This is a genomic window from Thioalkalivibrio sp. ALMg9 (assembly GCF_000380625.1).
Classification (GTDB): domain Bacteria; phylum Pseudomonadota; class Gammaproteobacteria; order Ectothiorhodospirales; family Ectothiorhodospiraceae; genus Thioalkalivibrio; species Thioalkalivibrio versutus.
Genome location: NZ_AQYC01000009.1, coordinates 601,445 through 615,521 on the forward strand (window position 1 = coordinate 601,445; position 14,077 = coordinate 615,521).

General features: G+C 66.6%; 10 protein-coding genes and 1 tRNA gene. 5 read left to right on the forward strand and 6 right to left on the reverse strand.

What is annotated here, in order from left to right; translation table 11 throughout:
* Positions 1 to 18: 18 nt before the first annotated feature.
* Positions 19 to 1,008, reverse strand: coding sequence for a tRNA dihydrouridine(20/20a) synthase DusA (gene dusA / locus F792_RS0111930; RefSeq protein ID WP_018169795.1), 990 nt, complete (start codon positions 1,006 to 1,008; stop codon positions 19 to 21).
* Between the two features lie 56 nt (positions 1,009 to 1,064).
* Between dusA and F792_RS0111935 the strand changes: the two genes are divergently transcribed.
* Positions 1,065 to 2,492 carry a Glu/Leu/Phe/Val dehydrogenase gene (locus F792_RS0111935; RefSeq protein ID WP_018169796.1) on the forward strand — a complete coding sequence of 476 codons (1,428 nt, stop codon included), beginning with the start codon at positions 1,065 to 1,067 and terminating at the stop codon, positions 2,490 to 2,492.
* A 51-nt stretch (positions 2,493 to 2,543) separates the two neighbouring features.
* Here the strand turns inward: F792_RS0111935 and F792_RS0111940 are convergent, their stop codons facing one another.
* Positions 2,544 to 3,929, reverse strand: coding sequence for a M17 family metallopeptidase (locus tag F792_RS0111940; RefSeq protein WP_018169797.1), 1,386 nt, complete (start codon positions 3,927 to 3,929; stop codon positions 2,544 to 2,546).
* A 92-nt stretch (positions 3,930 to 4,021) separates the two neighbouring features.
* Between F792_RS0111940 and F792_RS0111945 the strand changes: the two genes are divergently transcribed.
* From F792_RS0111945 to mnmD, 4 genes are all read left to right on the forward strand, one after another.
* Entirely contained in the window at positions 4,022 to 4,999 is a 978-nt protein-coding gene (locus F792_RS0111945; RefSeq protein ID WP_018169798.1) for an ABC transporter ATP-binding protein, read from the forward strand.
* The gene (locus tag F792_RS0111950) at positions 4,996 to 5,778 is read left to right on the forward strand and encodes an ABC transporter permease (RefSeq protein WP_018169799.1); all 783 of its coding nucleotides are present in this window, start codon (positions 4,996 to 4,998) and stop codon (positions 5,776 to 5,778) included. Before F792_RS0111945 ends, F792_RS0111950 begins: the two co-directional genes overlap by 4 nt.
* A gap of 99 nt (positions 5,779 to 5,877) precedes the next feature.
* On the forward strand, positions 5,878 to 7,386 hold the full coding sequence (locus F792_RS0111955) for a peptidoglycan DD-metalloendopeptidase family protein (protein WP_038084791.1): 1,509 nt from the start codon (positions 5,878 to 5,880) through the stop codon (positions 7,384 to 7,386).
* 85 nt (positions 7,387 to 7,471) lie between these two features.
* A complete protein-coding gene (mnmD, locus tag F792_RS0111960; RefSeq protein ID WP_018169801.1) occupies positions 7,472 to 9,316 on the forward strand; it encodes a tRNA (5-methylaminomethyl-2-thiouridine)(34)-methyltransferase MnmD in 1,845 nt (614 codons plus the stop codon).
* Here mnmD and F792_RS0111965 read toward each other — a convergent pair.
* The 4 genes from F792_RS0111965 to F792_RS0111980 all read right to left on the reverse strand — a co-directional run bounded on the left by F792_RS0111965 (position 9,277) and on the right by F792_RS0111980 (position 14,066).
* The gene (locus tag F792_RS0111965; RefSeq protein ID WP_018169802.1) at positions 9,277 to 11,532 is read right to left on the reverse strand and encodes a diguanylate cyclase domain-containing protein; all 2,256 of its coding nucleotides are present in this window, start codon (positions 11,530 to 11,532) and stop codon (positions 9,277 to 9,279) included. The genes mnmD and F792_RS0111965 overlap by 40 nt on opposite strands.
* Before the next feature lie 93 nt (positions 11,533 to 11,625).
* On the reverse strand, positions 11,626 to 11,934 hold the full coding sequence (locus F792_RS0111970) for a GIY-YIG nuclease family protein (protein WP_018169803.1): 309 nt from the start codon (positions 11,932 to 11,934) through the stop codon (positions 11,626 to 11,628).
* Positions 11,935 to 11,953: 19 nt separating this feature from the next.
* Positions 11,954 to 12,040, reverse strand: a tRNA-Leu gene (locus F792_RS0111975).
* Positions 12,041 to 12,098: 58 nt separating this feature from the next.
* Positions 12,099 to 14,066, reverse strand: coding sequence for a M48 family metallopeptidase (locus F792_RS0111980; protein ID WP_018169804.1), 1,968 nt, complete (start codon positions 14,064 to 14,066; stop codon positions 12,099 to 12,101).
* Positions 14,067 to 14,077: the final 11 nt, after the last annotated feature.

Consider the following 14,077-nt stretch of genomic DNA (forward strand, 5'->3'; position numbering starts at 1 on the left):
TGGAACGACTCCGGGCGCTCAGGCCGCCCGGGGGAGACAGGCCTGCGCGGCCCGCTCGATCAGTTCCGGCCCGGCATCTGCGTGATGGGCCCCCTCGGTCAGTATCCGTCGCCACTGGCGTGCGCCCGCCTCGCCGTGGAACAGGCCCAGGACATGCCGGGTCAGACGCGCCAGCGGCACGCCATCACGGCGCATCCCCTCCGCAATCCCCAGGATGCCCTCCAGGACCTCTTCGCGCGTCGGGTCGTCCGCGCCCTCGAAATACAGGCGGTCCACCACCGACAGGCTCCAGGGCTGGTGGTAGGCCAGCCGACCGAACATGACCCCGTCCACATGCTCCAGGTGCGCGCGCGCGGCGCCGACGTCGTCCAGTCCGCCGTTCAGGACAATCGTCAGGTCGGGGAACTCGGCCTTCAGCCGATAGACGCGTTGATAGTCCAGCGGGGGAACGTCGCGATTGTCCTTTGGACTGAGCCCCTGGAGCCAGGCCTTGCGCGCGTGCACCACGAAGTGGCGGCACCCGGCGGTGGCCACGCGTTCGACAAAGGCGTGCAGGTCGGCCTCCGAGTCCTGGTTGTCAATGCCGATGCGGTGCTTGACGGTGACGGGGACGTCAACGGACTGCTGCATGGCTGCGACGCACTCGGCCACCAGGCCCGGTTGTGCCATCAGGCAGGCCCCGAACGCGCCCGACTGCACACGGTCGGAGGGGCAACCCACGTTCAGGTTGATCTCGTCGTAGCCGCGATCCGCCGCGATGCGGGCGGCCTGCGCCAGCGTGGCCGGATCGGAGCCGCCCAGCTGCAGCGCGATCGGGTGTTCCACCGGGGAGAACCCCAGCAACCGGTCGCGATCCCCATGGATGACCGCGTTGGCATGCACCATCTCGGTGTACAACAATGCCCGTCGGGTCAGCAGCCGATGGAACCGGCGACACCAGGTGTCCGTCCAGTCCATCATCGGCGCAACCGAAAACCGCGGGTCGGGAGCGTGGCCCGCGTTACCCATTCACAGAATCTCCATGCCGCGCAGGCGGCGGCCAAAAATCAGAAAGGATTGCCATCATGTCGGAAAGCGAAGTGCCTGAAACCTTTCGCGATAGTGTCTCACACATGGTCGACCGGGCCATGGGCTACCTCGATCTTCCCGAGGGGGCCCGGGAGGCCGTCAAGACCTGCGACTCGGTCATTCAGGTGAGCTTTCCGATCCGCTTTCGCGACCGCATCGAGGTGTTCAAGGGCTGGCGCGCGGTGCATTCCGCCCATCGCTTGCCGGCCAAGGGCGGCCTGAGGTTTTCCCCGACCATGGACCAGGACCACGCCGAGGCCCTGGCGGCCCTGATGACCTACAAATGCGCCATCGTGGATATCCCCTTCGGAGGGTCCAAGGGCGGCCTGCGCATCGATCCGCAGAAATACAACGAATGGGAGATGGAGCGCATTACCCGACGGTTTGCCCACGAACTGATTCAACGCGACTACATCAGCCCGGCCCAGAACGTCCCCGCGCCGGATGTGGGGACGTCCCAGCGCGAGATGGCCTGGATCATGGAGACCTATCGCGATCGCCACCCGGAGGACCTCGACCATGCCGCTTCGGTGACCGGCAAGCCGGTCGAGCTGGGCGGCATGGTCGGGCGCCTGGAGGCCACCGGTCGCGGGGTGCAGTACGCGTTGCAGGCCTTTTTCCGCGAAGGCTCGGCGGCCCGCGAGGCCGGGTTCGAGGGCGGCCTGGGTGACCAGCGCATCATCATCCAGGGCTTCGGCAACGTTGGCTATTACGCCGCGCGCTTCCTGCAGGAGGACGATCACGCGAAGATTGTCGGCGTCATCAAGAGCGATGGCGGGGTGTATTCCGAGGACGGGATCGATATCGAGGCCCTGCACGACTACGTGCGCCGCAGCGGCACCATGGAGGGTTTCGCGGGGGTCGAGTTCGTGCGCGATGGCAACCGCATCATGGAACGCGAATGCGACATCCTGATTCCGGCCGCCCTGGAAGGCGCCATCCATCGGGATAACGTCGACCAAATCCAGGCCCGGCTAATCGCCGAGGCCGCCAACGGTCCCTGCACCTGGGAGGCCGACCAGGCCCTGCGCGAACGCGGCGTCCCGATCCTGCCGGACGTGTATGTCAATGCCGGCGGCGTCATCGTGTCCTACTTCGAGTGGGTGCGGAATCTGTCCCACATGCGCTTCGGGCGCCTGGAGCGCCGCTACGACCAGGCCCAGGGCCAGCACATCGTCAGTGCCATCGAGATGATGACCAACGAGAGTGTCCCCGAATGGATTCGTGATGCCGTGGTGCGCGGGGCCGAGGAAATCGACCTGGTCCGCTCGGGCCTGGACGACGCCATGCGCGAGGCCTTCCGCGAGATGCACGAGGTCCGCGAGATGGAAAGCAATGGCGAGGTGCTCGACTACCGCACCGCCGCCTATCTAATCGCGCTGCGCAAGATCATTCGTGCCCGCAGCGACCTGAAACTGATCTGATGCCGCCGCGCCGCGCCGCGCCGCGCCGCGTCAGGGGCGGGAGTATCCCCCTTACCCCGGCTTCCGATAGCGCGATTCGAGCGCCGCAAACAGGGCCCGCAGGCCCATCGCCTCGCCGCCCTTGGGCCGCCCCGGGCGCGCGCGATCGTTAAAGGCCATGATGTCGAAATGCATCCAGGTCGTGCCCTCCGGTACAAACTCCTTGAGAAACAGACCGGCGGTAATGGCCCCGGCGTGGCCCCCGGTGGTGCTGTTCACGATGTCCGCCACGTCACTGTCCAGCATGTACCGATAAGGCGTATGTAGCGGCAACTGGCAGACCGGGTCATCCCATTCGCGCGCCGGCTCGACCAGTGCTCGCGCCCAGCCCTCGTCCTGGGTGAAGCAGGCGCTGATCTCGGTCCCCACGGCGACGCGCGCCGCCCCGGTGAGCGTCGCAAAGTCCACCAGCAGGTCCGGATGGAACGACCCCGCACGATCCAGCAGATCGGCCAGCACCAGGCGCCCCTCGGCGTCCGTGTTGTCGATCTCGATCCGCTTGCCGTTGCGTGCGGTCAGCACATCGCCCGGGCGGAAGGCCCCGGCCCCGATGGCGTTCTCCACGGCCCCGATCAGCACCGTCAGCCGCACCGGGAGTGCCTGCGCCATAATCAGGCGCGCCAGCCCCAGCACGATCGCCGCCCCGCCCATGTCCTTCTTCATCTGGCGCATGGAATTGCCGGGCTTCAGGTTCAGGCCACCGGAATCGAAGCACACGCCCTTGCCCACCAGCACCAGCGACGGCGCGTCGGGCGCCCCCCAGGTCAGTTCGATCACCCGGGCCCCATGGTCGCTGGCAGCCCCCACGGCGTGGATACAGGGGAAATCCTGCTCCAGCTTGTCGCTGTCGCTGACCAGATGCAGGCTGCTGCCGAATTCCTCGGCCAGCTCCCGTGCCTTCAACACCAGATTGGCCGGCATCATGTCGGCGGCCGGGGTGTTGATCAGGTCGCGGGTCAGCCCGATGGACTCCACAAACGCGAGGACCCGCGCCTGATCCGCGTCTTCCGGCCACACCAGCCGCGGCGACCGCGCCACCGGTTCGCGGTAACGCTCGAAGCGGTAACGTCCAAGACCCCAGCCAATGGCCGCCAAGTTCTGGATCTCGGGGTTCAGGGGGTCGGTTTCCAGACGGTAATCCCCCGTCCCGAGGGTCTCTGCCGCCGCGGCCACCATCCAGATCGGAGTTTCCGCATCGAAGCCGGCCAGCACCGCCGCCAGTCCGCCCTCGGCATCGGGGATGCGCAGGGTTGCGCCCGGCTCCGCCTCGAACCCGGAGGCTTCCACCCATTTGCGCCAGCTCTCCGGCGCACTCTCCAGGCGGACCGGCAGCGACTCGCGGCTGACCGGGATCAGGGGAACGGCGGTTTCGGACGACGCAACAAAAACAGAATCCACGCGGCTTTCCTCGAAAACGATTCAAAGCCTTCATAATACCTGCCTTGTCGACCCTTCGGGGTCGTGTTCCCCTAGCCTTACAGGATGTGACGATGACGCCAGCGCTGGAGATTCGCGGGCTCAAGAAGACCTACAAGAACGGATTCGAGGCCCTCAAGGGCATCGACCTCGAGGTGGCCCCGGGCAGCTTCTTCGCCCTGCTGGGGCCCAACGGGGCCGGCAAGTCGACGACCATCGGGATCATTACCTCGCTGATCAACAAGACCGCCGGCACGGTCAAGGTCTTCGGCCATGACGTGGATACCGACCTGCAGGCAGTGAAGCGCTCCATCGGGCTGGTCCCGCAGGAGTTCAACTTCAACAACTTCGAGCCGATTGGCGAGATCGTGGTCAATCAGGCCGGCTACTACGGCATCCCCCGGCGCGAGGCCTGGAAACGCTGCGAGCACTACCTGAAGGAGCTGGGGCTCTGGGAAAAGCGCAAGGACATGGCGCGCACGCTCTCCGGCGGCATGAAGCGCCGCCTGATGATCGCCCGCGCCCTGGTCCACGAACCGCGCCTGCTGATTCTCGACGAACCCACCGCCGGGGTCGACATCGAGCTGCGGCGTTCGATGTGGGACTTTCTGACCCGCATCAATACCGACGGGCGCAGCATCATCCTGACCACGCACTACCTGGAAGAGGCGGAGACGCTGTGCCGCAACATCGCGATCATCGATGATGGTGCGATCATCGAGAACACCACGATGAAGCAGCTGCTGGCCAAGCTCGAGACCGAGACCATGGTGCTGGATCTCAGCGAGCCGCCACCCGGCATCCCGCTGGATTCCCCGATTGCCCTGCGCCAGGTGGACGAGATGACGCTGGAGGCCGATATCCGCAGCGGCCAGCACCTGAACGACCTGTTCCGGGTGCTGGACCAGGCCGGCATTCGCGTCCAGAGCATGCGCAACAAGGCCAATCGGCTGGAGGAACTCTTCATCCGCATGACCCGCCCCGGCCAGAGCCCCAGCCATCTGACCCCCGGCGCCAGCGGGACCACCGAGCAGCCGGAGAATCAGGCATGAGCGACTCCCATCTGCGCGATTACTGGACCGCCTTCCGGACTATCGTCAGCAAGGAAGTGCTGCGCTTTGCCCGGATCTGGGTGCAGACGGTCCTGCCCCCGGTTATTACCACGGCGCTGTACTTCATCATCTTCGGGGGGTTGATCGGCGAGCGCATCGGAGAGATGGAAGGCTACCGTTACATGGACTTCATCGTCCCGGGCCTGATCATGCTGGCGGTGATCACCAACAGCTATGCCAATGTGGTGTCGTCGTTCTTCGGCTCCAAGTTCCAGCGCCACATCGAGGAACTGCTGGTCTCGCCCATCCCCAACAGCGTGATCATTCTCGGGTTCGTCTTTGGCGGCGTGGCGCGGGGCCTGGCGGTCGGCGTGGCCGTACTGCTGGTCTCGCTGTTCTTCAGCCCGCTCAGCATCCACAACCCCGGCGTAATGCTGATCATCGTGCTGATGACGTCCATCCTGTTTGCCCTCGCCGGGCTGATCAACGGTGTCTTCGCGCGTACCTTCGACGACATCGCCATCGTCCCGACCTTCATCCTGACGCCGCTGACCTATCTGGGCGGGGTGTTCTACTCCATCAGCCTGTTGCCGGAGTTCTGGCAGGGCGTGTCCATGCTGAACCCGATCCTCTACATGGTCGACGCCTTCCGTTACGGCAGCCTGGGCCATAGCGACTTCCCGATCGCCATGTCCTTTGCCATCATTGCCGGGTTCATTGCGGTCATGTACGGGGTTGCGTTGGTCCTGCTCAACCGGGGCGTGGGGATTCGATCCTGAGACGCGCAGGCCGCGAAACTCCGGGAGACCGCCTTCCGACGCTGTTTATTGCCCGAAAAAACGTGGTATAAAGCGGAAACTCTGCAGGGCAACGGCCATATGGGTAACAACAGAAAGACTTTGCATTTCTTTCTGGCGGGCACCGCCGGACTCACCATTCTGGTGGGCACCAGCCTGCTTCTCGCCTCCCAGCCCTCCGAGACGTCCCAACCGCTGAAAATCGGCGCCGGCAATCCCCTCCCCGCTTCCCAGCTCGCGCTCGCCCGTGCGGACCATCCGGCTGGCGGCGCGTCGATACGGACGGCGCATAGTGCCGCATTCGAGGGTGGCGCCCAGACCGTGGCTTTTGCCTCCGACCTGCCGGGCGAGCCCGCCCCGGATTACGACGACGCCACAATCGACCCGGACGCCGAGGCCCCCACTTCCTACGAGACCTTCGATCTCGACGGCGACTCCGATGTCGCCGCTGACGCCGCAGCCACGGACACCGACTGGTACACCCACACCCTGCAGAAAGGTGAGCGTCTGACGGGCCTCTGGGAACGCGAATGGGAACTCCCGCTGGCGACCCTCTACCGCCTGCTGGACGACGACGACAACGCCTCGATCCTGAACCGTGTGCGCCCCGGCCAGGAGATCGAATGGCAGGTCGACGACGAGGGCTACCTGACTCGCCTGCGCCTGTGGACCGACCGGGCCAGCGGGCATGAGTGGGTCCGCGAGGCCGATGGCTGGGAGTTCGAACTCGGCGAAGTCGAGAACGGCCGCGAGGTCAGCCACCTGATCATTACGGCCGAGATTGATGGCAACATCGCCAACGCCTTGACCGAACGCGCGGATATCTCCGCGCGTTCGGCCAACGCCCTGGCCGTGCTGCTGGACCGCTACCTGCCGGTGCGCACCCACGCCCGTACCGGCGACCAGTTCACCCTGCTGGTAGAGCAGGAAACCCTGGTAGGCGACGACACCCCGCTCAACCTGCGTCTGCTGGCATTCGACTACGAAGGCGAGCGCATCGAGATCCGTGCGGCGCGCAACGTCAACGGGCGCTTCTACACCCCGGATGGCGAAAGCCTGCTGCCCCCATTCGATCGCCGCCCGTTCTCCGGCAACTATCGCATCAGCTCCAGCTTCAACCCGAACCGTCGTCACCCGGTGACCGGGCGCGTGGCCCCGCACCAGGGGACAGACTTCGCCATGCCAATCGGAACTCCGATCCAGGCACCCGCCGACGGTCGCGTAACCCGCGTCGAGAACCACCCGTATGCCGGTCGCTTCATCGTGATCGAGCACGGTCAAGGCTACTCCACCCGCTACCTGCATCTGGACCGCCAGCTGGTGCGCCCGGGTCAGACCGTCGAGCGGGGCGACCGCATCGCATTGTCCGGCAATACCGGTCGCAGTACCGGGCCGCATCTTCACTACGAGATCCACGTGAACAGCCGCCCCCAGAACCCGATGCGCGTGGAACTGCCGGAAAGCGACGCCCTGGAAGGCGACGAGCTCGACCGCTTCAAGTCCATCAGCCAGACCCTGCTGGCCCAGCTGGATAACGGACAACGCAATCAGCAGGTGGCGTTCACCCCGTTCGAAGAATTGGCCCGCTAACCTCCCATTACGGCCCGTCTCGCGCAATCGCGCCTGGCGGGCTGTGACGGTCCGGTCCTTGGCGACACCCTTGCTCTCCCCCCCCTTGCTCGACTGGGCACGCCTCGAATGGCGTGACGGACAGCCTTTCGCCGCCGACTACGGGGACGGCTACTTCGGCTCCAGCGATCCGCATGCCGAGGTCCGCGAGGTCTTCATCGAGGCCAACGACCTCGCCCGGCGCTTCCGCCAGTGTCAGCGCTTCGTGCTTGCCGAGACCGGCTTCGGGAGCGGCCTCAACCTCTTGCTGGCGCTGCAGGAGTGGCGACGTCACGCGCCCCCCGGCGCCTTCCTGTCTCTGTTGAGCCTCGAGGCCCACCCGCTCGCACCCGCCGACCTTGCGGCCCTGCACCAACGCCTGGGCCTCGACAATGCCGACGCCCGCCAGCTACGGACCCAGTATCCACCACCGGTTCCCGGACTCCACCGAATCCAGTTCCCCGAGGCCAGGGCCGCGTTGACCCTGGGCCTGGGTGACGCCGCTCCACTTCTTGCACAGATCCGCGGCACCGTGGACGCCTGGTTCTTTGACGGGTTCGCGCCGCGCAGCAATCCCGCGCTGTGGAACACCGGGGTGTTCCGGCAAGTGGCGCGGCTTTCCGCGCCGGGTACTACATTCGGCACCTACACCGCAGCCGGTCAGGTTCGACGCGACCTGGAGAGCACGGGGTTCGAGGTACGCCGGGTGCCCGGTCATGGCCCGAAACGCGAGCGTCTCGTGGGGACCCTTCGGGACACCCAGTCGCCCGCGAACTCACGGCCCCGCGACGTACCGCAACGTGTCGCCATCGTGGGGGCCGGGATTGCCGGGCTCAGCGCCGCCCATGCCCTGCAGGCGCGAGGAGTGGAGGTCACGGTCTTCGACCCGAACGGTGTTGGCGGTGGCGCCTCCGGCAACCCGGCGGGCGTCCTGTTGCCGAACCTTCATCCTCGCGACGGGGAGCTGAATACCCTGGCACTCGCGGGAATGCGCCATACCGGTTTCCTTGCCGGCCAGCTCGACGCGATCGGCGGATACGGCACCCGGTTGGCAACGGGTGTGGCCTTCCATGGCATCAGCGCCCACGGACGCAAGCGCGTGGAACGCATCCTGAAAGCCGGTCCCGAACATGCGGCCCTGCTATTCGACCCTGGCGGGCCCGGTTGCACCGCGGCCCCACACCTCTATTACCCAGACGGTCTGGCGATCGACATGCGGGCCTTTTGCCAGGCCCTGGCCGACGACCTGCCGCCGCTGCGCAAGGAATCGGTACAGGCGCTGAAACCGTCGTCCAACGCTGGTCCCGTGCAGGTCGAGAGCGACACCGGGTCTGAACCCTTCGACGCGGTCGTGGTGGCCACAGCCGCCGGCAGTGGCACCACCTTGTGCCCGGAACAGGCGGGTATCTCCACGGTGACCGGTCAGATGACGCGGGTCCGGGCGGCCTTCCCCGATTGGGGTGGCTTTGTGGCAACGGGTCAGGGGTATTGCATCCGGGGAGACAACGGCACCGCCTGGATTGGCGCGACCTATCGCCGCACGGAGGGCCCCGGGGCCGAAAATGAACAGTCCCCGCAGGCCGAGGATGATCAGACCAATCTGCGGCATCTTGCCTGGGTTCCAGGGCTACAGGATGCCCAGGCAGTCGAGATCCTCGCGCAGTGGACCGGGGAGCGCGCCGTGGTCCGCGATCGCCTGCCGCTCGTCGGGCGCAGCCGGCTGGATCCCGGTGGCCGTGTACTGTTGAGCCTGGCGCATGGCTCGCGCGGACTGCTTTATGCCCCGCTGGCTGGCGAATGGCTGGCCGATCACCTGCTGGGTCTGATCGAGCCGCTCGAGGCGCAAACTGCGGCTCGGTTCGCCCCGGCGCGTCACTCCGTGCCGGATTCCGGCGCCGCCTCCGACGCGTAGGCCACGTCGTTGCGTCCGGCGGCCTTGACGCGGTACATCGCGTGGTCCGCGGCCATCATCAGGTCCGCCAGGCGCTGACCATCTCGGGGGTAGAAGGCGACCCCGATACTGCACGAGAGGGTCTCCTCCACCGGTTCCATATGGCCGGGGTGCAACTCGAATGGCTGCCGGAAAGCCGCCTGCAACCGTTCGATCAGTCCCCCGGCCTCCTCGCGTCGATTCAACGGCGCACTCAGCACGATGAACTCGTCCCCGCCCAGGCGCACCAGCAGGTCATCCGGACGCAGACTGGCCGCAAGCCGTTGCGCCAGCTGGCGCAGGAGCTCGTCCCCTACGGCATGGCCGTACTGATCGTTCACCGGCTTGAAACGGTCCAGGTCAATGAACAGCAGCGCCAGCTGTCCCTCCTTGCGATCCGCTCGCGCCGCAAGCCGCGGAAATGCCCGATCCAGCGCCGCGCGATTCGCGGTTCTGGTTAACGGGTCCTCCCAGGCCAGGGCCTGCATGCGCTCTTCCAGCTGCTTGCGCTCGGTCACGTCCAGGGCGTGCCACACCACGGCCGACGAACCCTCGAACGGTGCGTCGATTGGGCGTACCCGCGCCTCGTACCAGCGGGTTGCCTCCATTGATGGACTCGTCTCGCCTCCGTGGAACACGCTCGCCTGCAGGCGGTACTGGATCTCCTGCAATTCGCCTTCGCGCAAGGCCCGGCGCACGACGCCGGAAAAGCGCTGCGCGACCTCATCCGGCAGCAGTTCCGCCAGTGTGTGCCCGGCCGCCGTGTGCTGGGGTGCCTGGCCGCGCCGCGCTTCGCCAAAGACCGCGCGAACGAGGCCGGTGTCGTCGATCACCAGGGCATCGCCGGGCATGGCCTCGAACAGCGCGTCCTGAAGATCACGGGCCTCGCTCAACGCGTTGAACAGCATTCGGTTGTCGTGTACATCCACAAAGCTCAATAGGAAGGCCCGCTGCCCTTCCCAGTCAATCGGCACCCAACGCAGTAGATGAAACCGCTGGTCTCCGTCCGCCGTGTGTACGCGAATCTCGCGCCCGCGCGGCTCCTCCAATGCCATTGAAAAATCGAGCGCAGGGGGAAGGCGCCGGCGATCGTCGGCCTGAATCACCCCCAGCGCCGAAAGAGTCTGGCCAGGATCCGGCGACAGGCCGGTCATGCGGGTAAAGGCCGGATTGGCCCAAAGGACCCGACGCCCCGCGACCACCAGAGTGGCATCCGCCAGACGATTCACGAGCGCCTGATAGCGCGTGAGGGCCTCCCGCCGCTGCCGGATGCCCTCCCCCACACGGAAGGTGTACCCACTGACCGCCAGCAGCCCGACCACGCCCATCACCCACCAGGCGGCCGGGCGCTCCGTGGCGGATGGGTTGGGGACAGGGTGTGCAAGCATCTGCCACTGGCCGCCGGCAAAGGTCACGTCGAGCGCGAGCGGCGCGCTGGCCACGTCGATCTGTTCGGGGTTGTAGAAGACCTCACCGTCGGCGCCGGTCCCGTCGAGGCCGCGCAGTGCCAGTTGCAGGCTGGGCGGGCGCGGGGCCAGACCCGCCTTGCCAAGGATCGTTTCGAAATCCAGCGCAATACTCGACAGTGTCCACGGATTGGCCAACGCCGGCGGATCTTCCGGATCGGTCAGGACCGGGGCGCGCACCAGAAGCCCCCGACCGCCCTGTGCCAACGTCCAGGGCCCGGCGACGACCGTTTGCCGGCTCTCCAGCACTTGTTGATAGGAGGCGCCCTGCTCCGGATGTTCCGCCAGGTTGAGGCCGATCGCGTCCTCGTTGCCATCGCGCGGGTAGACCAGCGCAAGGATCTCGCCGCGCGCCAGGGTCAGAGAGCGAATCAGTTCCGGCTGGCTGCGATAAAGACGGTCCGCTGCCCGGTCGAAGTCATCCTCGGTCAGGTCCGGGTGGACATAGGCATAGGCGGCAAGCCCGATCGTCGCATGGACCGTGCCATTCAGCACGCTTTCCAGTTGGGTCCGAAGGCTGCTTGCCTCCGAGACCACGGCTTGCTGATGGCGGTCGGCCATCTGCTGTTTCCATCCCTGGTCGATGGCCACGAACAGCAGGGCAAACAGCAACCCGGCAATCAGCGCCGCCACCACAGGGCCGCTGATATGCGGTTCGGTGGTGCGGGCGTCGGCCGGCTGGGCCGCTGGCCGCGCTTCGGATCCTTCCGTTGTGTCCGTGGACTGGGGCATGCCGGATCTTTTCACAGGGACGCTCAGAGTCCCACTATGCGCCTTTCCCGGGCCTGGCTGAACCGTTGCATGGATGCAACACGAACCTTCGCCTCACGCCTCGTGATCGAGCGTGCCCTCGGGCCCGTCGTTCTGCCTCTTCCAGGTCGCCGCGAGACGTCGCTTCTCGGCGGGTGGCAGGCGTTTGATACGTTGTTCCTCGCGCAATGCCTCGCCGTGGCCGGGAAACACCTTCGCCCCCAGGAGCTGCTCCGGCGGGTACATGCGGGTGAAACGCGCCCCGCGCCCCGCACGATGAGCGGCCAGACGCGCCGCAAGCCGCGGTGTAACCCCGGTATAGATCCGGGCACCGCGGCACTCCAGGAGATAGACGTACCAGGGTTGGGGGCTGGCCACGATCACACACCCGGGTAGAAATGATTGGTGGGGACGGCCGGAATCGAACCGGCACGGGCTTGCGCCCAGCGGATTTTAAGTCCGATGCGTCTACCAGTTCCGCCACGCCCCCGGAGCGGCCGCATCATACCGCGCGGCCCCGATCGTCGCACCCGCGGGAGCGGGCCGCACTATTCCGCGTCGGCGGCGGGCATCTCCGCGACGGGTAACGGCACGTGCAGCGAGGCGGCGATCGCCCGCAACAGCTCCACTTCCGCGACCACCGTCTGGCCGCCATGCGTGATCGTGGCAAGCATCGCCGTGACCAGGGTCTGCTTGTCCGCCGGGCGCAGGGCATCCAGTGCCTCCAGCGCCCTATCCAGCCCCTCGGCCCAGACGGCCTCATCGGCAGTCCGCTCCAGAGCCGCGGCAATCGCCTCGTCGGTGGGATCCTCGATCGCCAGGGCCAGAACGCCCGCGCGCAGGGCTGCCCTGGCCTTGTCGGGGTCGTCCGGGTGTCCGTGATGCGCGAGCACGGCCAGCGTGTCCTGCGCGTGGGCAGCATGGCGAGCCAGCCGGTCGCGTCCGCCCGCGCGGGCACGTTCGGGCTGCTCCAGGTCGCGCAACTGGCGCCGCAACAGACGGCCGGTCGCGTATTCGAACGCCGATACCCGGCCGTCGGCGCGGATCAGTTCGTCAATGAGGCCTTCCAGCTGCCGGCGTTCCTCGCGTGGGCGATGGCGCAATACCGGAAAGCTCATCTCCAGCAGCGGAATGCGCAGGTCCGGGCGCAGCTCGGGTTCGGCCTCCAGCAGGGTGCGGACGTGGGACTCGCTCTCCGCCCCCCGCGTGCCGGCAATCCGCAGGAGCTGGTGATCGCGTACTTCCGGATCGTTACTGATCAGCAGGTACAACAAGACATCGACACCCCAGGCATCGGAATGCGCCGCGCGCTCCAGCGACCCCGGCATCGCCGCCACTAGCAACCCCGCCCCGAGGATCTGCGAAAGCCCCGGATCGCCGATGTTTTCCATCAGCCGCTCCGGATTCAGGAGCAGGCCACCCGGGCGTTCCGTCGAGCCGCGGTCGCGTTCCTCCGCCTCGGCCTGGGCGTCCTTTTCGACACGACGCGCCTGGGCATCCTTCTGCATCTGCTCGCGGATGGCCTCCAGTTCTTCCGGCTTGAATCCCGGCTCGATCGCCTGGATGCGTTGGACCAGCGGTGGATGGGTCGAAAACATCTGACTGACGGCCCCGGAGGCGAACAGCATGTGTCCGACCTCCTCGGTGTCCGCCCCGAGCTCGGTATGGGCGGCGCCGATCTTCTTGAGCGCTCCGGAAATACCCTCCGGCTGCCGGGTGAACTGCACCGCCGAGGCGTCCGCCAGGTATTCCCGCTGGCGCGAAACGGATGCGCGGATCCAGCGCCCGAAGAACAGCCCGATATAGCCCACCACGATCAGTGCCACGCCCGCGGCGACGATGCCCCCGGCGTTGCGGTTATTCCGCGACAGGCTCATGGCGAGCAGCACACGCTGGCCAATCAGGGCCATCACCAGGATCCCGAACAGCATCCCCATCAGGCGGATGTTCAGGCGCATGTCGCCGTTGAGTACGTGCCCGAACTCGTGCGCCACCACGCCCTGCAATTCATCGCGGTCCAGTTGTTCCAGGGCCCCGCGGGTCACGGCGATGGCCGCGTCGTCCGGCGAGTAACCCGCGGCAAAGGCGTTGATACCGGCCTCCTGCTCGAGCACGTAGACCTCGGGCACCGGCACGCCGGAGGCGATGGCGATCTCCTCCACCACGTTCATCAGGCGACGCCGCAGCGGGTCACGGGTATCGCCATCCACCCGCGTCCCGCCGAGTTCGCGGGCCACCGCCCCGCCGCCATCGCGCAGACCGAGCGTGCGGTAGAGACTGCCCAGGCCAATCAAGCCAACCGTCAGCACGGTCGTCCAGACCATCACGGCGACATTGCTGGCAAGGAACTCACGTGTCAGCCAGGGTTCGCCCGCAGCGACAGGCTCTGCCTGACCGAACACCACCAGCACGATGGCATTCATCACCAACACGATGGCGAGTACCGCCAGGCCGAACAGAAACAATAGCCAGCGCGTCCGGCGCTGCGCCCGGTCCTGCTGCTCGAAAAAATTCATGACGCCTCGGG

Coding starts and splice junctions, on each gene's coding strand:
- dusA (WP_018169795.1), bottom strand. CDS start 1,008: ATGGGTAACGCGGGCCACGCTCCCGACCCGCGGTTTTCGGTTGCGCCG.
- F792_RS0111935 (WP_018169796.1), top strand. CDS start 1,065: ATGTCGGAAAGCGAAGTGCCTGAAACCTTTCGCGATAGTGTCTCACAC.
- F792_RS0111945 (WP_018169798.1), top strand. CDS start 4,022: ATGACGCCAGCGCTGGAGATTCGCGGGCTCAAGAAGACCTACAAGAAC.
- F792_RS0111950 (WP_018169799.1), top strand. CDS start 4,996: ATGAGCGACTCCCATCTGCGCGATTACTGGACCGCCTTCCGGACTATC.
- F792_RS0111955 (WP_038084791.1), top strand. CDS start 5,878: ATGGGTAACAACAGAAAGACTTTGCATTTCTTTCTGGCGGGCACCGCC.
- F792_RS0111965 (WP_018169802.1), bottom strand. CDS start 11,532: ATGCCCCAGTCCACGGACACAACGGAAGGATCCGAAGCGCGGCCAGCG.
- F792_RS0111980 (WP_018169804.1), bottom strand. CDS start 14,066: ATGAATTTTTTCGAGCAGCAGGACCGGGCGCAGCGCCGGACGCGCTGG.